Origin of the sequence: Endozoicomonas sp., assembly GCF_051008435.1 — a bacterium.
Taxonomy (GTDB): Bacteria; Pseudomonadota; Gammaproteobacteria; order Pseudomonadales; family Endozoicomonadaceae; genus Endozoicomonas_A.
Map to the genome: position 1 here is coordinate 1 of NZ_JBPCXO010000256.1, position 19,665 is coordinate 19,665.

General features: G+C 47.9%; 18 protein-coding genes and 1 pseudogene. 9 read left to right on the plus strand and 10 right to left on the minus strand.

Annotation, left to right across the window (positions count from 1 at the left end; all coding sequences use genetic code 11):
- Nucleotides 1-56 precede the first annotated feature (56 nt).
- The 4 genes from ACR2PX_RS13135 to ACR2PX_RS13150 form a co-directional block, all read right to left on the minus strand.
- Entirely contained in the window at nt 57-605 is a 549-nt protein-coding gene (locus ACR2PX_RS13135) for an NUDIX hydrolase (protein WP_433999809.1), read from the minus strand.
- A gap of 100 nt (nt 606-705) precedes the next feature.
- On the minus strand, nt 706-1,632 hold the full coding sequence (locus ACR2PX_RS13140; protein ID WP_433999810.1) for a DUF2608 domain-containing protein: 927 nt from the start codon (nt 1,630-1,632) through the stop codon (nt 706-708).
- A gap of 124 nt (nt 1,633-1,756) precedes the next feature.
- Entirely contained in the window at nt 1,757-2,131 is a 375-nt protein-coding gene (locus ACR2PX_RS13145; protein ID WP_433999811.1) for a hypothetical protein, read from the minus strand.
- Nucleotides 2,119-2,331 (minus strand): hypothetical protein, encoded by a 213-nt coding sequence (locus ACR2PX_RS13150; protein ID WP_433999812.1) that lies wholly within the window; start codon nt 2,329-2,331, stop codon nt 2,119-2,121. The genes ACR2PX_RS13145 and ACR2PX_RS13150 overlap by 13 nt, the downstream gene beginning before the upstream one ends.
- A 257-nt stretch (nt 2,332-2,588) precedes the next feature.
- On the opposite strand from ACR2PX_RS13150, the gene ydiJ reads away from it, so the two are divergent.
- From ydiJ to ACR2PX_RS13165, 3 genes and pseudogenes are all read left to right on the plus strand, one after another.
- Nucleotides 2,589-5,669: a D-2-hydroxyglutarate dehydrogenase YdiJ gene (ydiJ, locus tag ACR2PX_RS13155; protein ID WP_433999813.1), complete on the plus strand. Its 3,081-nt coding sequence runs from the start codon at nt 2,589-2,591 to the stop codon at nt 5,667-5,669.
- Nucleotides 5,670-5,791: 122 nt separating this feature from the next.
- A complete protein-coding gene (locus ACR2PX_RS13160; RefSeq protein WP_433999814.1) occupies nt 5,792-6,058 on the plus strand; it encodes a methyltransferase domain-containing protein in 267 nt (88 codons plus the stop codon).
- Nucleotides 6,059-6,071: 13 nt separating this feature from the next.
- A pseudogene (locus tag ACR2PX_RS13165) lies at nt 6,072-6,143 on the plus strand (hypothetical protein); the annotation flags it as partial.
- On the opposite strand, the gene ACR2PX_RS13170 reads toward ACR2PX_RS13165, so the two are convergent.
- Nucleotides 6,111-6,305, minus strand: coding sequence for a hypothetical protein (locus ACR2PX_RS13170; protein WP_433999815.1), 195 nt, complete (start codon nt 6,303-6,305; stop codon nt 6,111-6,113). The pseudogene ACR2PX_RS13165 and the gene ACR2PX_RS13170 sit on opposite strands and share 33 nt — an antisense overlap.
- 6 nt (nt 6,306-6,311) lie before the next feature.
- On the opposite strand from ACR2PX_RS13170, the gene ACR2PX_RS13175 reads away from it, so the two are divergent.
- Both ACR2PX_RS13175 and ACR2PX_RS13180 read left to right on the plus strand, forming a co-directional pair.
- Nucleotides 6,312-6,557: a hypothetical protein gene (locus ACR2PX_RS13175; protein WP_433999816.1), complete on the plus strand. Its 246-nt coding sequence runs from the start codon at nt 6,312-6,314 to the stop codon at nt 6,555-6,557.
- A 3-nt stretch (nt 6,558-6,560) separates the two neighbouring features.
- The gene (locus ACR2PX_RS13180; protein ID WP_433999817.1) at nt 6,561-7,322 is read left to right on the plus strand and encodes a class I SAM-dependent methyltransferase; all 762 of its coding nucleotides are present in this window, start codon (nt 6,561-6,563) and stop codon (nt 7,320-7,322) included.
- Between the two features lie 3 nt (nt 7,323-7,325).
- Here ACR2PX_RS13180 and ACR2PX_RS13185 read toward each other — a convergent pair whose 3' ends face one another.
- Nucleotides 7,326-7,754, minus strand: coding sequence for an Rrf2 family transcriptional regulator (locus ACR2PX_RS13185; protein ID WP_433999818.1), 429 nt, complete (start codon nt 7,752-7,754; stop codon nt 7,326-7,328).
- Nucleotides 7,755-7,858: 104 nt separating this feature from the next.
- Here ACR2PX_RS13185 and hmpA point away from each other — a divergent pair, with 104 nt between their 5' ends.
- Nucleotides 7,859-9,061 (plus strand): NO-inducible flavohemoprotein, encoded by a 1,203-nt coding sequence (hmpA, locus tag ACR2PX_RS13190; protein ID WP_433999819.1) that lies wholly within the window; start codon nt 7,859-7,861, stop codon nt 9,059-9,061.
- A gap of 165 nt (nt 9,062-9,226) precedes the next feature.
- The gene (locus tag ACR2PX_RS13195; protein ID WP_433999820.1) at nt 9,227-14,377 is read left to right on the plus strand and encodes a hypothetical protein; all 5,151 of its coding nucleotides are present in this window, start codon (nt 9,227-9,229) and stop codon (nt 14,375-14,377) included.
- 6 nt (nt 14,378-14,383) lie between these two features.
- Here ACR2PX_RS13195 and ACR2PX_RS13200 read toward each other — a convergent pair whose 3' ends face one another.
- Complete coding sequence (locus ACR2PX_RS13200; protein ID WP_433999821.1) at nt 14,384-15,670, minus strand: dicarboxylate/amino acid:cation symporter; 1,287 nt, start codon at nt 15,668-15,670, stop codon at nt 14,384-14,386.
- Nucleotides 15,671-16,301: 631 nt separating this feature from the next.
- Here ACR2PX_RS13200 and ACR2PX_RS13205 point away from each other — a divergent pair.
- Nucleotides 16,302-17,192, plus strand: coding sequence for an IS1595 family transposase (locus ACR2PX_RS13205; RefSeq protein ID WP_433999825.1), 891 nt, complete (start codon nt 16,302-16,304; stop codon nt 17,190-17,192).
- On the opposite strand, the gene ACR2PX_RS13210 is transcribed toward ACR2PX_RS13205, so the two are convergent.
- Together ACR2PX_RS13210 and ACR2PX_RS13215 are read right to left on the minus strand one after the other, a co-directional pair.
- Nucleotides 17,112-17,456 carry a transposase gene (locus tag ACR2PX_RS13210; RefSeq protein ID WP_433999822.1) on the minus strand — a complete coding sequence of 115 codons (345 nt, stop codon included), beginning with the start codon at nt 17,454-17,456 and terminating at the stop codon, nt 17,112-17,114. The genes ACR2PX_RS13205 and ACR2PX_RS13210 overlap by 81 nt on opposite strands.
- Before the next feature lie 32 nt (nt 17,457-17,488).
- Nucleotides 17,489-17,857 (minus strand): IS5 family transposase, encoded by a 369-nt coding sequence (locus ACR2PX_RS13215; protein WP_433999823.1) that lies wholly within the window; start codon nt 17,855-17,857, stop codon nt 17,489-17,491.
- A gap of 313 nt (nt 17,858-18,170) precedes the next feature.
- On the opposite strand from ACR2PX_RS13215, the gene radA reads away from it, so the two are divergent.
- Nucleotides 18,171-19,544 carry a DNA repair protein RadA gene (radA, locus tag ACR2PX_RS13220; RefSeq protein ID WP_433999824.1) on the plus strand — a complete coding sequence of 458 codons (1,374 nt, stop codon included), beginning with the start codon at nt 18,171-18,173 and terminating at the stop codon, nt 19,542-19,544.
- 13 nt (nt 19,545-19,557) lie between these two features.
- Here the strand turns inward: radA and ACR2PX_RS13225 are convergent.
- The coding region (locus ACR2PX_RS13225; protein WP_433997355.1) for a zinc ribbon domain-containing protein at nt 19,558-19,665 on the minus strand (108 nt) is incomplete at its 5' end.

A 19,665-nucleotide genomic window follows, 5' to 3' on the forward strand; every position in this document is an offset into this window, starting at 1 on the left:
GCATTACCTGTAAAACTGATGTTTTTTAGAATCAGGGAAAACAGCCTGACTGCTTCTCAGGAAAATCCGGCAAAACTATACGACGAAAGGTGTTCTACCTGTGCTTTGAAATTCCTATACATCCAGGTTTCCCGCTCAATCGACAGCCCTTTCTTCGGGCTGTTGGCTATCACTTCCCGATTGTGGGCAATGGCTTGATGAATGTTGATCCAGAGGGCCTTCATCCCATTGGCCACTTCATAGTCCTCATGGCGGGGCTCCCCCAACTCGGGATCAATAGTGCAGAAATAGCAATAAGACTTCATATGAAGAATGTCGTGTTCAGCTTTGTACCAGGGACGGAACTCTTCATAGATACCCAATTCCCTGATACCCCGAACATTCTTTGCTCCCGTTTCTTCTTCCAGCTCCCGAATCACCCCTTCGTGAAGGTCTTCTCCGTCATCCACACCACCGCCGGGTAAGCTGTAGTCATGATAACGTTCAGTGAACATCAACAGAATATTTTCACCGTCCAGAACAATAGCCCGGGCTGCAACCCGGTGCAGAATGGAACCTTCACGGTTTTGAATATCAGGGTGTTGAGTGGTTCTGAGGATTTTCAAACTGTCGTCCAGAAAGGGTAAGAACTGTCAGGCACCATTGTACCAGCCCTTACCTTATCTCTAATACAATGGAAACAATTCAGGAGTCTGATTCAGAAATCTACGGTGCCTGAAGCATGCCACCCAAAGCTTCACAAAAACGCTTGTTGCGGCCAAACACATTGCCACACTGATTAATGACTTTCTGGGTATAAGGGTCTTCTTTGATGGTTTTGTTTACCTCAGGATCTTGCCTCCAGTCATGCAGAAACTCAAGCAATTCATCTTCTGAAGCAAACTTGTCAAACTCTGGCTGAGTTTCCAGATAGGTACAGAGAACCGGATTGAAACGTATCTTTGCGCTGTAATCGTTTATAGCCTGAGCCATATCATCCAGATGACTTTGCCGATCATCAATCATCACCACCTGCTCTGGCTTTTTAAAGGCTCCCTGTTTCAACAGCTCAACCAGGGTTTCACCTTTTTTGTTGCCATGACTCACCATAACCACGCCATGAACCAGTTTGATGCTTCTGTCACCTGAGAGCTTGAAAACCTTGTCAGGTCCCGTATCAGTGAAGTGAATACCTGCTCTCTCCAACTGTTGCTGAGTAACATTGGCAATTTTCCGGCCTCTGGCTGTCATACCAATAACCTTGATGCCCCGTTCTCTAAGGTCATCCAGAACGCCCGGTAGCACTTCATCAGTAGGAACCACAGCCACCCGTTTATAGACTTCCACCAACAATGGATCAATAGACTCAGCCAACGCTTCCTTCGTCTTTTCCGGATGAGCTTTCTGTTCTTTTTCCAACAAGTGATAGAACATATCCGACCGCCCCAGCAACTGCCCTCTGGGGCTAGTGATAGAGGTATCATCCAGATCCAGAATAATCAGAATATCTTCCGGATAAGGGTACTGAGCCAAAAGCGATTTCAGATAGTGTCCGGGATGAGGGGTTTTATCCATGGCGATGACTTCCGCCAGCGACTGGGTCGTCATCAACATGGTCAGAAGCACTCCTGCGAGCAGTTTATATTTATTCATTACACAGCCTACAACTCAATATGCCACGCCGCCTGCCAGAATGGCTGTAGCGGCAATTTTGAAGGTGTAACTATAGACAATGACTTATATCGGCCATGCTTCAGGCTCTATGAAAGTCAGACTGTTAACACTGATTGACCCAATAGGCGCCACAACAACAGCCACAGCTAAACATGCAACAGGCCTGGACAGTGAAGAACGTCAATAGGATTGAGGCTCCTGTACAAAATATGCTGTCTTCACTCTCTTCTCCATGCTTCAGCTCTGACTGATGACATAACAGAAAAGACTCCCCATCCTTGATGCCCTGATAACACAATTGTCCAGGAAGGCTAACCCAGTGACCTCCATACTGATCTTTTTTAGTCTTTTTATTAACCCTGCCTTTAAATTGATCGATAGCCTGAACAGGATTATCAGACGGACAATCAGCAACATGAACCGATTTCTCAACCTCTCCGGATAACCAGAATCCACTCTGGTTATTCACCGGAGCCATCCCCCACTTACCAGAATCTGGTCGACAAAAAGAGAACGTCTTGAAAGGCTGACCATCAATGCTTGAATTTGAAATTGTTCCAGATGAAGGGTGTTGGCCAGTTCCGTCATTTCTTCCAGATCCGGGGTCTCCGGTAAACTCTCTGCCATTGCCAGACCGGGCAGCAGAAAGATCATCAATACTCGAAAAAAAAAGGCCATGTTACACCTGTTAGCCAGCGAAAGGATTGAAAGTATAGTTATCAAAACTGGCCATACTTTTATTTCGACCAAGCCCGAAAATCTCATAAAGTGTCGAGCTTCTCCCTGATCAAAACGGCTTTATGAATTTTTCGGACTCAAAGGGCGAAAATCCCCGCTGACTCCAGACCTTTCATTACGTACAATACGCAGTCCGAGAAACGTCGCTTTCGCTTCGCACTCAAGACTATAAAACAGTAAAGCCCGGGAGAAGGACAGTGATCAGTAAACTGGACCAACAGGCCGCCCATGCCAATAGCGCAAAAGGGACTCTGTATCAAAACTTTGCAGATCGGTTGGCCAGCTCCGGATTCCAGGGAGATATAGAGCTGGGTTATGCAGAGCGGACTGTGCTGGCCACTGACAACTCGATCTACCAGATTTATCCGGAAGGTGTTTTGTACCCCAAAGGCACTGAAGATCTGAGCAAGATTCTTTCACTGGCCCATGAACCTTCTTTCCAGGCCATCGTGCTCTCCCCAAGAGGAGGCGGGACCGGTACTAACGGCCAGTCACTGACTTCAGGATTTATGGTAGACACCAGTCGCCATATGAATCAGGTGCTGGAAATTAACCCTGAAGAGCGCTGGGCAAAGGTTCAAAGTGGTACCGTCAAGGATTACCTGAATGAACTGGCGGCAAAGCATGGACTGTTCTTCGCGCCGGAATTATCCACCAGCAACCGGGCAACCGTAGGCGGAATGGTTAACACCGATGCCAGCGGCCAGGGATCTGTCGTGTATGGCAAAACCCGCCATCATGTCCTTGAACTGACTTCGGTATTCGCTGATGGAACGGTATGGAATTCATCACCTCTGGAAGAACAGGACCTTGATGAAATCTGCCAGCGTGAAGATCGTGTCGGGCAGATTCATAAAACGGTGATTGAAGCCTACGACAAAAATAAAGATCGAGTGGAAGCAGTCTTTCCAAAGCTCAATCGTAATCTGACCGGCTACGACCTCGCCAACATTCGCAGAAAAGACCCCGTTCATGGTGAAGACATTGGCAAATTTGACCTCAATGCCATTCTCTGTGGTTCCGAAGGTACTCTGGCCATGGTCAGTGAAATTAAGGTCAACCTTCTGCCTATTCCTGAGACTTCTGCACTGATTCTGGTGTTCTACTCAAGCTTTCAAGAATCATTGCGGGACGCCCAGTCTCTTATGAAAGCCACTCCCAGCTCTGTCGAAACCATTGACTCCAAAGTTCTGTCTCTCGCCAAAGCAGACAGTGTCTGGGAAAGCGTCAAAGCGTATTTCCCAGACGACATTCATCTGATCGATGGTATTAATTTTGTTGAATACACCGGCCACTCTGAAGCTGAAATTCAGGAGGGTATCGAACGTTTAAAAGCGGAGCTGGAAAAGCCTTCCGAAATCCAGCGGGTAGGTCACAGTGTTGTGCTCGGAACCCCCAACGTTAAAAAGATCTGGAATATGCGTAAGCAATCAGTAGGTCTGTTGGGCAACATGGAAGGCGACGCTCGTCCTATACCTTTTGTTGAAGACGTAGCCGTGCCGCCTGAAAACCTGGCTTCATTTATTGCCCGTTTCAGAGAACTGCTGGACAGTCATGAACTGTCTTATGGCATGTTTGGCCATGTCGATGCTGGTGTTCTCCACGTACGGCCGGCCATTGATATGAAAGATGTCCAGCAGGAAGTTCTGGTCAGAACCATCAGTGATGAAGTGTCAGCGTTGGCAAAAGAGCATGGCGGAGTTCTTTGGGGAGAGCATGGCAAAGGCGTTCGCTCTGAATACGCTCCCGACTTTTTCCAGGATCTTTATCCCGTACTGCAGAACATCAAGAGCGCTTTCGATCCCCATAACCAGCTTAACCCTGGCAAGATAGCAACGCCATCCACTCAGGCATCCGAAACCCTGCTGAAAATTGACGGTGTTCAAACCCGTGGTCAACTGGATAGAACCATTGAAAGAAAGGCATTCGACGCCTTTACCAGTGGCATGTACTGCAATGGCAACGGAGCATGCTTCAATTACAGTCCCAACAGTGCCATGTGCCCAACCTGGAAGGCCACTCTGGATAGAACCCAGTCACCCAAAGGGCGCTCAGGCCTGGTTCGTGAGTGGTTGAGATTGCAGAGTGCCGCAGGCAGCAATGTTTCAAAGGAGATGGGCAAGGCACGCCAGTCAGGGCTTTTTTACAACGCCATGGGTAAGACTCACAATACCCTGGACAAACTGCGTGGTAAAGAAGACTTCAGTCATGAAGTCTATGAAGCTCTGGACAGCTGTATGAGCTGTAAATCCTGTGCTGGCCAATGTCCGATTCAGGTGAATGTTCCTGATTTGAGGTCCCGGTATTTTGAGCTTTATCACACTCGCTATCTCCGCCCCGCCAAACATCATGCGGCCGCCATGCTTGAACCCGTTCTGCCCAGTCTGTCCAAAGCCAAATCTGTCTACAACCTGGTGGCTAATTCGGGTTTGATGAACAAGATTGCAGCCAAAACATCTGGACTTCAGGATCTTCCAGCCATCACCAGCTCATCTCCACTGGAAGACAGCTGTCGTTCTGGTGCTTCAGTGGCTTCAGACAGTCTGCTGGCATCCATGACAAAAAAAGAGCTGGCTCGCACCGTGGTCATTGTCCAGGATGCATTCACCAGCTTTTTCGAAACTCCTGTACTGACCGACCTGGTTGTGCTGCTGGTCAGGCTCGGGTATCGCCCTCTGGTTGCGCCTTATAAACCCAATGGAAAAGTACTGCACGTCTATGGTTTTCTTGGACGCTTTGAGAAAGTCGCGAAAACCAATGCTCACGAACTCAAAAAGCTGGCAGACAGAGGCGTAGCCCTTGTTGGCATTGATGCAGCGATTACCCTGACTTATCGGGACGAGTACAAAGAGATCATGGGAGAAGACGCACCTGAGGTGCACTTACTCTCGGAATGGTTTGCCAGCCAGGCAGATGCCATCGGTGAACTTCAGTTAAACCTCAGCGGGGAATTCAAGCTGTTGGGCCACTGCACAGAGACCACCAACGCCCCTGCTGCACCCGCACAGTGGCAAAAACTGTTCTCCGCCTGTGGCATTAAACTGACTTACCAGCCCACCGGCTGCTGCGGTATGGCTGGCATCTACGGACATGAATCTCGTAACCAGAAAACGTCCCGAAAACTGTACGACATGAGCTGGAAGCCTGTTGTCGAGAATCCGGAAAATCAGGGACAACTGGTTGCTACTGGCTACTCCTGCCGAAGCCAGGTTAAGCGTCTTGGCAAGACTGAAATTCCTCACCCTGTTTCACAACTACTGACATTGATGAACGGGTAAAGAGCCAGGCTGTTGATATTATTGATATTCAACAGCCTCTTTTCTCTCTCGTTTTCACGACAGCAGATCACAATAGGAGATCTATACTCCATGGCATTGCTCAGCGACTGAATACAAATGTCATGACACCATCAGAACGGCTATTCGAACCTTTGCAGCACACGGCAGGTTTTGCTTTTCATGCCTGCAACCCTCTTATTGATGAATGGATCCGTTGCTGGGATGGTACGAACCCCCTGCTGGACATTGGTTGTGGCAATTGCATAAACACCTTGAAAGCGGTTCAAGTCGGAGCAACAGTCACCGCTACCGAATTGGATAGAACCTCTCTTCAGCAACTGCAAAAAAAACACTCGGATCAAAAAAAACCTGCATTTTGCCTATCTTGAGCTTCCCGGCCAGATCCCTTGTGACAATGACAGTATTTCGGGCCTGCTCTGCTCAGAAGTCTTCCACTTTCTGGATCATGATGAAATTCTTGCTTCGATTCTTGAGTTTCATCGAGTACTCAAAGTCGGTGGAAAAGTCGTCCTCACCTGTGCCAGCGAAGACATTGCCATGCTCAGCCCAGTCGGGCTCAAGCAAATCAGACGCACCCAGCGAGAGGCCTGCCCCCAACTCATGAGGGCTTATCATGACCCTATGGACTTGCTGGAACAGGCTTGCCGACTAAAGCCAGACGATCACTTTGCCTGGGAGCTGATTCAGGCTCACCAGCATATATACCCTAAAAACTATTTTAATTTTTTCCATCCCGGCCAACTGGCTGAGGCCTTCAGAATCCAGGGCTTTTCAATAGTACTGGCAGAAACAGGTCCCGTTCCCTATTACCCTCTTTGGGAACATGGTGACCACGATCAGGTTCGCCTCATTGCGGTCAAAGAATAAATCATGTCGAACCCAGTCCCGGATTTTGCTCCCACAGAACATGCATCAGGATTTACATTTGGATCTGTTAATCCACTGATTAATGACTGGATTCAATGCTGGAATGGTGTCCATCCATTACTGGATATTGGTTGTGGTAACTGCCTTAACGCTATCAAGGGGATTGAATCCGGAGCCAATGTTATCGCCACTGAAGTGCATGAAGATTCGCTGGAAAAGATCAGAAAGTCCTTCGCTCAACAGGAACGCCTGAGCTTCATGCAATTAAAGCTACCAGCCCCCTTCCCTTTTGCTGAACAAAGTCTCTCTGGCATTCTTTGCTCTGAAGTACTTCACTTTCTTGACCATGACGAACTAACCCAGTCAGTAAGATCCTTACATCAGGCTCTGGTCCCCAATGGCAAAGTAGCAGTGACTGCTCTTTGTGAGGATTTTGCTCCTTACCAGGCTTTGGGATTTAAAGATTTAAAAATAAAACAAAGAGAGACGTCACCGGATCGTCTGATGGCGTTGCAGCATCCTCTGGACTGGTTCGAAAAATCGGCAGCGAGATTTTCTGACCCAAACACCCAATACCTGATTGAACTGCACAGGGCTCATGTCCCCGCCTTCATGAACTTTTTCAACCCGGAACAACTGGCCGGGCTGTTTGAAAAAGAGGGATTTATTATAGAAAGGATCGATTCTGGTGCTGCCCCCTATTATCCCATCTGGGAGCACGGGGAGCATGATCAGGTCAGGCTGGTTGCCAGGAAGCCGCTATAAGACTCAACCCACAGCCAACAGCCCTGACAATTCATTCCGGTTTTTGATCAGATCAGCGAGAGTGTAACTATCAAGCACTGCCATAAAGGCAGACATGGCATCTGCCAGCACTCCTTTTAGACGACAGCTCGTTGATATACGACACACCGGCTCATCACAATCCACCAGAACAATGGTGGACTCCATCATTCTCACCGCAACACCAAGATTGATGTTTTCTGCAGAACGACCCATTCTGAAACCACCGCCTTTACCTCGAACCGTCGACAGATAGCCTTCCTGCCCCAAGCGCTGGACAATTTTCATGACGTGATTCCGAGAGAGCTCATACACGTCGGTGACCTCCTGAATAGAGATCAGGCGATCCTGTGGCTGAAGAGCTGAATAGATCAGTATCCTCAGTGCGTAATCGGTGTGCTTCGTTAATTTCATGCGAGCAGGCTATAGACTTATTTTAAAGATGCATATAGGATGCACCTAACTAAGATGCATTACAAATACATCTTTTATAAAAAACCATTTGGAGTCATCCCCTCATGAGCCTGAGTGAAAAGACAATAAGCATCGTCAAAGCCACCGCACCGGTTCTGGCTGAACACGGCGAGGCTATCACTCGTTACTTCTACCAGCGTATGTTCAGCAACCATCCTGAGCTGCTGAATATTTTTAATACCACCAATCAGAAGACGGGGCGTCAACAGGCGGCTCTGGCAGCCGCTGTATACGGCTATGCTGCCCACATTGATAACCTGGGAGCCCTGAGCGAAACCGTTCAGCGTATTGCCCACAAACACGCCAGCTTCAATATAAAACCTGAGCACTACCCCATCGTAGGTGAAAATCTGCTGGCAGCAGTAGCTCACATTTTGGGGGATGCGGCAACCGACGACATCCTGGAAGCCTGGGGAGAGGCTTATCAGTTTCTGGCCAACATCTTTATCGAAGTAGAAGAAGGCATCTATAAAGAAAGTGAAAGCCATAAGGGTGGCTGGCGTGGTACCCGTGAATTCAGAGTGGCTCGTAAAGTAAAAGAGAGCGACCTGATCACGTCCTTCTATTTTGAGCCAGTCAATGGAGAGCCCATTGCTGACTTTAAACCCGGACAATACATCGGTATTTACCTCACTCCTGAGCACAGTGAGAATCGCTGCATCCGCCAGTACAGCCTGTCTGATGCAGCCAATGGCAAAAGCTATAGAATTTCAGTCAAACGTGAAGGCGCTGGTGACACTCAGGGTCTGATTTCCAACTATCTGCACGACGATGTTCAGGTAGGTGATGTGGTAGAACTGAGCCCTCCAGCGGGCGACTTCTTCCTGGATACCAACAATGAAAGCCCGGTAGTTCTGCTCAGTGGTGGTGTCGGTGTAACACCCTTACTCAGCATGCTGAACACCCTGACAGCATTGAACACATCAGAGCCTATCCGCTTTGTTCACAGTGCCTTGAATGGCAGTACTCATGCGTTTTCAGATCATGTAAATGCTCTGGCAGAAAAGCATGACAATGTAGAAAAAGTTGTTTTCTACGACGAGCCTGCAGAAAGCGACCAGAATTATGACCATGCTGGTCGCACAGATCTGGGCCTGATTCGTGAACAAATCGAGATCCCAGGTGCCCACTACTATTTCTGTGGCCCTCTGGGCTACATGTCCATGGTCAATGAAACGCTCCAGGGTTGGGGTGTTCCATCAGAGAACATTCACTACGAGGTGTTTGGTCCTCATAAGAACATCTGATCCTTGCCGGAGAGAGCCCAAAGCTCTCTCCTTCTGACCCCTTATTGTCACTTCCTTTCTCTGTTCTGGGTTATCTCGCCGTAAAGTCCTGTTTCTGACGCTTATTTCCCCCCAACTCTATTGCTAGATTCTTCATATAGAGAGACTAAAACAGGGAAGTAAAAGATGATTCCGGGGCCCTATGAACAGGTTCGAGACCTGACTCTGCATAATAAAAAATTCGCACCTGGCACCAAGGTTGGACTCAATGATCAACAGGAACTGGTGGAGGTCGTAGCCGGCTATAAAGACTGGGTTGTGACCAATCAAGACCCTGTTCGACTCAGAAATCTTCTTGGCTCCCTGGTTCAATCAGCCCACACTGTGAACCAACATTTGAACCTGAGTGACCGTTCAGCTTCCACGCTTGAAGCTGAATTAATGGGTGAACTTGATTTCTCAGTACTGACTGATCAGGTCACAGAGTTCCTGAAATCCCCCGCCTGTCAGATTATCAGAACCAGAGAGCAACTGAATAAAGCGCTGCAAGCCTCCGTCCAGGCAAAAAAACCAGAGAAAGATCTGCAAGATCATCTGAAAAGAGAAATGCATGAAGGCTTCTCAAGATTCTGTAGTTTGATGGACACAACGGACCTTAGTCTGTTGGTCGGATTCTATAAAGCTGCGCTTCTGGAATGGTTTGAAGAGTTTAGCCATCAATGCTCAAGTCAGGGCGACCTGGATGATGTCTATCAGACCACACAGAATAGCTTTGATGTGTTCAGTAAAGATCTTATAACTGAAGCCCTGGGTCAAACCCATAAACCCGTCAAAACACCTCCAGAGTCTCCTCCACCTCCATCCAGCCAGCCCGATGAAGATTTTGGCGAGTTTGTAAGCTATACGACCACGGCATACAACTCTCCTCTCGAAACGTCTTCCGACGAAGACAGTTCAGATTTATCAACTCCGCAACCTGACGAATGGACCCCCCCTCCTGCTACCGGGGCTGACAATCATGCAGTCAAGGACATCTGGAATTACTATGGCGAGGATGCTCAATCACTGCGTGAAATGGATGGATGGTTACAAACTGCAAAACCCAACGATCTTGCGAACCTGCTGACGAAGATCCGTCAGGATACCCACCTTGGGAACAAGTTTCTGGAACTGCGGGATTATGAACTCAGATCTCAGCTAGCTAAATGCCCGGACACCGTGGCCAGAGAGCTGACGGAGATGAAACTCACTTTAGATGACCACCTGCAACGAGCTTCTGAACGACAGAACAAGCAAAAAGCCCCTCTCTATCGAATGATGCTTTCTGTTGCCCAGGAACAGAGTGCCGACATTACCACCCGCCTCCCACAAAATGACCCGGATATGCTGGGTCTGAGCCTCTATCTGAAGTACCCGGAAGTGATTGGCAAATGCAAATCAGCCTTTGCACACCAGCTTATTCTTCTGATTCAACTCAGCCCGGAAAAGGAAGAACAGTATATTGAGGTGGCCCGCCAACAATATCTGCCTCGTCAGGGCGGTTTAATGATTTTTAACTCTCCCCTGTTCAGTAAAACTGGACGGGATACTCTGCTGCTGTCTGACTTTACCCAGGAAGAGCATATTATCCTGGAGTTCATCAAACATTATCCACAGGCCGCTCTGGACATTACCCCTGCGCTCTTTGAAAACGCACTTTCTCACCCTGATCTGCTCGAGTTCTGGCCCAGATTCATCGCAGAGAATGCCATTCGACTTAACACTGAAAAATGGCAACAGCTCTTTGCAGGGAACCCTCCCATATTTCACGAACTGATTGCCCGACAACTGTCAGCCACTCCGCCTTTGACCTGTCGGTTTCCCACCGCATTTGCGCCTCAGGTAGAGAACTACTTAAAGGACAATCCAGACATATTATGCAAAGTTCTGGAGTTACCCAGAAAAGTAGAAAGCGGTGGCTACAGAACGCTTAAAGTGATCGCCCAGTCAATCAGCATTGAAGATAAAATTGAGCTTTCAAACAAAACTTCAAATCCGGTTCTTTCCCTCCACCTGGTTGAACTGCTTGAAGATGCAGTAAAAAAACAAGCTACTGTTCCGCTCTCTTCCAGGCTGATTCACTTTATCAGCCTGCACTGGGACAAGCTTTCACAAGAAGCCCAGTTCGGGATCTTTGAAACCTTCTCCAAGCCAAACCCGAACCTGACTCAAGAAGACAGTAAGCAGATCAAAACCATACTGATGCATAAACCGTCTTTTCTAGCCAGTGCCTGTTTCTCCATGGACTTTGGTCAATTGATCTGTCAGCCCTGGATAGTACTGCCGGTTTCCGTTAATGCTTCTGCCTACGAACAATTTCAGGGAATGGTGCTAGAAGTACTGGACCAGATGCCTGCACCTCATCCTCCAGAGGACATGCAGCAGTCACTGCAGGAGCGATTGAACCTGACTCACTGGTTCCGAAAACATCGACATCACTTATACGGTAATACCTATGTCGATAACCGACACCCCAGCATTCCTAAACTGGTCAGCACGAGTCCAGCCAAACAACTGGAAGAACTGATTCTCTTCAGAGCTCAGCAGGCTGTGCGAGGCCCCAGAAAAACAGAAGCCCTGGGTACTTTATTAGGCTGCGCTTATTCAGACAGTCAGCTGCTGGAGATCTATCAGAATTCCGCATTCCCAAAAGAAACCCTGAGTATTAATGACAAGGTATTTCTGGCTCAACATCGTGGTCCAACGGTCGCTCAGTGTATGGCAGAAAGTTTTGGTGAACATCCTGATGATGCCATTGTTGAAATTGGCCGAGCACACGCAGGAGTCATTCCAGAAAAACAATGGCGAAGACTTAATTTGAAAGCCCAGCTCAGGCTGGCTGAAAAAGATCCAGCCATTGCGGCAGCCCTGCACCAGGATCCAAAGCTCCCTCTTCCAGCCAGAGCCTGGCTGCACGCCCATCAGGAACCTGCAGATCTATCGCTCATGGACGAATGGCAAGCAGTCTGTGCCAATGACCCACTCTCCCCCAGAGAGCTCGAAGAGTGGCAACTGACACTGGAACAACTGGCTACCAGTGAGCCGGGAAGAAAAAGACTGGTTTCCGACGACTTCCCCTGGCCTGCCAGTGACCCTGTCACCCTGAAAGGACGGATCTATCTGAAGGTTATGGAACATGATGCTCATTATTGCCAGACAAATACTGTCGAAGCAGTCCTGGCGGTGAAAAAGCAAAAACTGAAACTAATGCCCAGACTGGCAGATGTGTTGGCCATGCATTATCCGGCAATCAAAAATGATGGCCTTCTTCATACAGAAGTGCTCACCCGCTCGAAATACATGGTCACCAAACTGATAGCCCGGTCTGAGCCGGCAGCTCTTGATTTCTGGACGCAATGCAGTGATGAAGAAGCACTGAAAAAAGTAGCCAGTAAATCCCTGGCTGTATCACTGGAAATACTGGAGTCCCTTCAAGCCTCCCGACCACAAGAAAACTACATCCTTCCTCTCCCAACGCGACTCAAGTTGATTAAAAACAGTCCTCACCCGGAAATAAAACGACGACTTTCGTTTATGGAGTTACATAACCTGCTGGCAAACAGAGACATAACTCAGGAATTAACTACCGAGTTGGAACAGAGAGTTGCAGACACCCCCTTGCTAAAACTGATCCAACAAGAAGAGGAGTTGTTTCAGGCTTTAAAAGACATGGTAGAAACGGGCCAGGGTTCCCCCAAGGGACTACTGGATGAAATGGAAGATTGCAGTGAGGAAAGTCTGAGGCTGTTTTTAACGCCTCTCGAAAAGCGACAAAAAGCAGAAGAACGCTCACTGGGCTTCAGAACACTTTTGGTACTCACCAACCAACCCGCCAGTATCGCGAAAAGCCAATATGACAAGTTGCTATCGGGCGCCATCAAGTATGAAGCAATTGCTCGAAAAATACTGGAAGATCCAGACCAGGGTATGGAAGACATTCGCCGCTCATTAGGTCAGCAAAAACTGATCAAGCTGATCGATCCCCATACTGAACTTTGTCTGGAAGTCATGAAAACAGGTAAGCCTTTTCTCATTGACGATGCCACCCGACTGCACTGGGCCAAATGGCATTATTTGATTGCCCAGAAAATGCTGACAGACCCTGCAGCTTACCTTCAGGATCCCACCAGTCTGACCAATCCGGATATCGTTAAAATGGCCTCTCGCTCTGCAGACAGTTGTAAGCTCCTATTGCGAAGCAGACAGTGCAGAACTCTCAGAACGCAATTACAACCTGCCGAATGGGTAACTATTGCTACAACACAGCCCGAGCTTGTCAACCTGCTGAAAGAAAATGTACAACTCCCCCAAACCCTGGGGCTGGATGATCAGCACCTGCTGCAAATAGGCAAGAAGAGCAGCAAATGGTTGTCTTTCATGTTGACCAAAGCAGATTATGAGCCTTTGTTCAAAAGCTTGTCACCGGATGATTTAAAATCTCTGGCCAAGTCAGATGCAGAGAACTCAGGACTGATTCTTCTCAAGGGATTTACTCAGGGAACTATCACAGATCAGGACTTTTTAGCGATGGCTGAAGAAGGTCGTCAGTTTAAAGCCTCGGTATTAAAACACGCTCCGGAACAGGTCGCTAAAACTGTCAACGAGACGCTGGCTAAAAAGCCTCTGCAAACTGGAGATTTACCTTCAGAAGAAAGATTCACACATTATGTAGGGAATCTAGCACCATTCAGTCAGGGTAAAGATTTCGGTGCTTCTGAAATCGACCACGGTTGCTGTGCAGGTTTTGCCATTGATTTCTGTCTGTTCTGTAACGACCCAGTCAATCAACCAGTGGATTACCTGATCCATAGAGATCGTTGGAAAGCAGACAGAAAAACCAGCGACTATATGAGAAAAATACGTCACTACCAGAGAAACCAGGATACTTACAGCGACAAGAATAACCCCACCCTGATCAACATCGATGGTTCAAAAGTAGCCAGTCATGACCCGCAAGCCAGTATTGTTCTCACCAATGGTAAACGCCGGCTGGATGTCAAAGCCCTGATGACTGAAATCAGGCAACATAAACGACTTTATATGGCCAGCGCCAGCCATGCGGTTGCACTGACTCTTCAGGAGAATCCCATCCTGGGAGATACTCTATACCTGTTTGATGCCAACCACGGTTTATATCGATTCAGTAACTTTACCGGTGATGACGATCAATTGGATGATGTCGAAGCGTTGATTAACGACTGGCTGATGAAGACAGGGAAAGGAAAACTGGATGTGAGAATTCACCACCTACAGCCGGATGCTTATACGACGCCAGGCCTCAGCAGCCCGACGTCGTAAATCGAATCAGGCAGTTGCTACCTGCGGTTTCAGGCTCTCACCGGCTTTATCATCATCAAAGATGGTTTTATCCAGTTCACCTTCAGTTTTGGCAATCACTGTGGAAACCATAACGTCACCCTGAACATTCACCCAGGTACGGGCCATATCCAGAATACGGTCGATAGCTGCGATCAGTGCAACACCTTCAATCGGCAGGCCAACACTGGTCAGAACCAGACTCAGCATGATCAAACCAGCACCTGGAACACCTGCTGTACCCACAGCAGCGAGTGTGGAAGTAAAGATGATGGTGACATAGTCCGCCATGGACAGGTCAATACCGTATGCCTGAGCAATAAACAGCGCACAGACACCCTGATACAGGGCAGTACCATTCATGTTTACAGTGGCACCCAGAGGCATTACAAAGCTGCAGATGCTCTTGGACAGGCCCAGCTTTTTCTCACCGGTCTGCAGGCTGACAGGCAGGGTACCCGAGCTGCTTGAAGTACTGAAAGCAACGGTCTGTACGTTCATGGTCGCTTTCATAAACTTGCGAGGGCTCAGGCCATTGGCTTTCAGGAAGATGCTGTAAAGACCGTAGACCAGGAAAGCACAACCAAAGTAAACAGAGCCGATAACCTTGGCCAGAGGCAGCAAGACATCAAAACCGTTCTGGCCCGCTACAGCAGCCATCAAGCCAAAGATACCGATTGGCGCAAAGCTCATCACGATTCCGGTCAGCTGATACATGATTTCAGCGCCAGACTCAATCAGCTTCTTCATAGGCTCAGCTTTTTTGCCCAGAGTGCTGATGGCAATACCCACAAACAGAGCAAATACGATAATCTGAAGGATTTCACCCTTGGCCATGGACATGATTGGGTTGGCAGGAATCGTCGCTACCAGGGTATCAATCATTGAAGGAGAATCTTTGACTTCATTGGCTACAGGTGCCAATAGATTCATGCCTTCGCCTGGAGCAAAGAAGTTACCAATCAACAAACCAATAGTGATCGCAACTGCACCGGTAGTCAGGTACAAGGCAATACTCTTCAGTGCAACACGTCCCATTTTACTGGAGTCGTTCATTGAGGTCACACCACTCACCAGCGAGCAGAAGACCAGCGGCACGATAAGCATCTTGATGGCATTGAGAAACAGATCACCCAGAGGCTTGAACATAACTGCGTCAGGGCCCATGGTGAAACCGGTGGCCAGACCCAGTACCATGCCTGTCATGATCTTCTTCCAGAGAGGAATATTCTTCCACTTCTGATAAAGACCGTTTTTCTGATCCTTTGAACTCATATTCTCTCCAGATAGAAAGCTTTACTGCAGTCAGTAATGAGGGGGCAGACTTTAACCAACAGGCAAAAAATAAAAACCTGTGAATTAACAAGTTTCTGGTTCGTCTATTACCCTGGACAAGGATGTATTCAACAATAAACATTCAACCCAATAGGGGTAATTACATAACTGACTGATTGATAGTATTAATTTGGCTGATGGGTAGCGTATAAGAATGAAATGAAACAAACCACTGCTGAATCAAAATGATCAACTACCCATATTTACAACGGAGCGAAAAATGACAATATTTGTTAAACATTGCAATGAACGAAAAACAGAGTGTTGACCTGCGTCAATTTTGAAAAAATCAAAAAACCTTTCAATTTATTCTACACACCCTACCAATCATGACGTTCAGCATTAGTTAATCCGAACACATTATAAAATCGAACCAATGACCTAATCAGCAAACAACAAAACAGATAACATTTTCACTAACCGGTAATTATCGAGACAACCTCTCGGCTTTTACTTCAGGCATTTAGATCTGAAACCACCAAATTAAAGATAAAGAAACGTCGATAACCCTGGAAAATTCTACTTACTGGTTTAACTCTCCTTAGGGACTGTTCACAATTAAGTAAGCCATATCATACTGGCTGCCAAATGTCGGGATCAGTTCTTTCAGTGGCGCTGGCCTACCGGGTTTGAGTGTCCAATGTGTAAGTCAAAAGAACATTGTGTTCTCAAGACTCGTGAACTGTACCAGTGCAATCACTGTCATCACCAGACTTCTCTGACCACTGGCACCATCATGGAATCGACCAAGCTGCCTTTCAGAACCTGGTTTCTGGCCATATTTCTCATGACACAGACCAAAAATGGAATCTCTGCCTTGGAATTGTCACGCCAGCTCGGCATTTCTTACAACGCTTCGTGGCGCTTGAAACATAAGCTCATGCAAGTGATGAAAGAACGTGACGACAGCCATCCACTCACAGGCGATGTACAAATCGATGATGCCTATTGGGGAGGTGAAAAGCATGGTGACAAGCGCGGTCGAGGCTCAGAAAACAAGCATCCCTTTGTGGCAGCAGTACAGACAAACGATGACGGGCACCCACAGTACATGCGACTCAGTATGGTCACCAGCTTTCGTAAGAAAGAGCTGGAGCTGTGGGCACAAAAACACCTCTCTGGTAGCCCTTGCTGTGTCGTCAGTGATGGTCTGGGTGCCTTCAAAGGCATTGCAGATGCGGGGCATCAGCACACAGCTATCGTGACAGGTGGCGGCCACGAATCGGTCACCAACGAGCTGTTTACCTGGGTTAATACGATGATTGGTAACGCTAAGAATTCGCTCAAGGGTAGCTACCACAGCATCAATCCGAAGCACCTGCCACGATACCTTGCAGAGTTCTGCTACCGGTTTAATCGACGTTATGATATGAAAGCCATGCTATCCCGCTTGGGTTATATGGCAGCACGAACGTGCCCTATGCCAGAAAGACTCCTTAAGATAGCTGAGGCACAGTGGTAATCTGGTTAGTTTTTGAAATAGTCGCTCTACAAGATTCCGCTCTTTATAAAGCTCCTTGTCATACTCTCGTTGAATAATCCTGCTCCGACGTGGTGGAATCACTGGTCTTGCTCCTGTTCTTTCAATCTCAGTGATGAAAACATTAGAGTCATAACCTTTATCTGCAAGAATGTAATCTGCAGAAAAACCTTCTATCAAGGCAAAAGCCTGCCCAAACTCGGAGGCCTGACCTGCTGTCAGGATAAAACGAATAGGGTTGCCCAAAGCATCAACAGCAGCAGCATGAATTTTTGTGGTTAAACCGCCTCTGGATTTACCGACGGCCTCTTCATCCTGAGTTGTTTTTTTGGAGCCCCATGCTGGTGTACTCGAGCAATACTGCCATCAATCATGATGTACTCGAAGTCTCTGTCTTTGGATAGCTCTTCAAAGACATCAACCCAGATACCTTTTTGGCACCAGCGATCATAGCGAACATAAACACTATGCCATTTACCGAACTTTTGCGGCAGGTCTCGCCAAGGGGCTCCTGTACGGGTGATCCATAACACAGCCTCAAGAAAGGTTCTGTTGCATTTGGCTGTCACACCACAGTCTGAATTTTTACCTGGAAGCAAGTTTTTGATGCGTTCCCATTGATGATCTTGGAGCTGTATACGTGGCATAAGAAAAATGCCACATATTACACGATCATAGAGATGGATCTAATTGTGAACATCCCCTAATGATTTTGTCCCTTTTTACGATCGATTTCATCGCGATCATGGCTTATGCCGTTTTCACAGAAAAATACTTTGACCTGACTCTTAAACACCCTAAACAACAAAACCGTTTATTCGACTCACTGTTTATCCATTGCAGCGGTGTTTTCTTTATCTTTATTCAAGTTACCAAAGTCTTTCTCTGCATTCGATGCAGCAGAACATTTGGAGCTCACTCGCCTACAGGCTACCATAGGGTTTTATCTGAAACGTTCTAATGGCCAAAGCAAAATCCAGAAAAGTCTATGTCTGCACAGAGTGTGGCAGCGAGTCCGCCAAATGGCAGGGACAATGCCCTGACTGTAAAGCCTGGAATACCTTCAAAGAGGTCAATCTGGGTCCAGCAGCTTCTCCCTCTATCGGTGCTACCAATAAATCTGGCTTTGCAGGCACTCTCAGTGGCCTTCAGACCCTGAGTGAAGTCGATGTTGCAGAGGCTCCAAGATTCAGCAGTGGCACGTCAGAGTTCGATCGAGTTCTGGGCGGAGGTTTTGTCAAAGGCAGCGCGGTTCTGATTGGAGGCCACCCCGGCGCCGGCAAAAGCACCATTCTGCTTCAGGTTCTGTGCCATGTAGCCCAAAGTATGAATGCCCTCTATGTCTCGGGTGAGGAATCGCTTCAGCAGATTGCAGCCCGGGCCAAACGACTTGATTTGCCAACTGATCGCCTGAAAATGCTGGCCGAAACGTCAGCTGAGAATATTATCGCGTTAGCTGAACAGGAAAAGCCGGGGATTATCGTCATTGATTCCATTCAGGTCATGTATATGAATGGGGTTGATGCTGCTCCCGGAGGGGTTGCCCAGGTTAAGGAATCCGCTGCCTTTCTCACTCGCTTTGCCAAACAGACAGGCACTGTCTTATTGCTGGTAGGCCATGTAACCAAAGATAACTCTCTGGCAGGCCCCATGACTCTATCCCATATTATCGATACCCAGATCATGCTGGGGAATACCGATGATTCCCGTTTCAGAGTGATGCGAGCAACCAAAAATCGATTTGGTCAGGTCAATGAACTGGGCATTTTTGCCATGACCGAAAGAGGGATGAAAGAAGTCAAAAATCCTTCGGCTATTTTCCTGTCACGAACACCTGAGCCCACTTCAGGCAGTATCATCAGCGTTCTTTGGGAGGGCACACGACCCCTGCTGGTCGAAATCCAGGCTCTGGTTGTGGACTCTCAGTTAGGAAACCCACGACGTGTAACAGTGGGTCTCGATCAGAACAGACTGGCTATGCTGCTCGCAATTCTCACTCGACATGGCGGTATTTTCACCAGCGATCAGGATGTCTTTCTCAATGTCGTAGGCGGAGTGAAAGTCACGGAAACCAGTGCTGACCTGGCAAGCCTTCTGGCGATTGTTTCAAGCCTTCGGGACAGCGCCTTGCCCCAGGACCTTTTTGCCTTTGGAGAAGTCGGTCTTGCTGGTGAAATACGACCTGTCGCCAATGGTCAGGAAAGATTGATAGAAGCGGCCAAGCACGGATTCAGAAGAGCCATAGTGCCTGCGGCTAACAAACCCAGAAAACCCATCGAAGGTTTAACCGTCGTTGGTGTGCACAAACTGTCAGAGGCTCTGGAGGCTATTTGACATCCTCCCCGCCCTAAAGGACGGGGATTCCTACAGCTAGACGGTCATGCCCGACCGCAAGAATGTTTCTTGCTGCGTTTACGTCACGCAGATGTTCAGCTCCGCACTCTGAACAGACCCA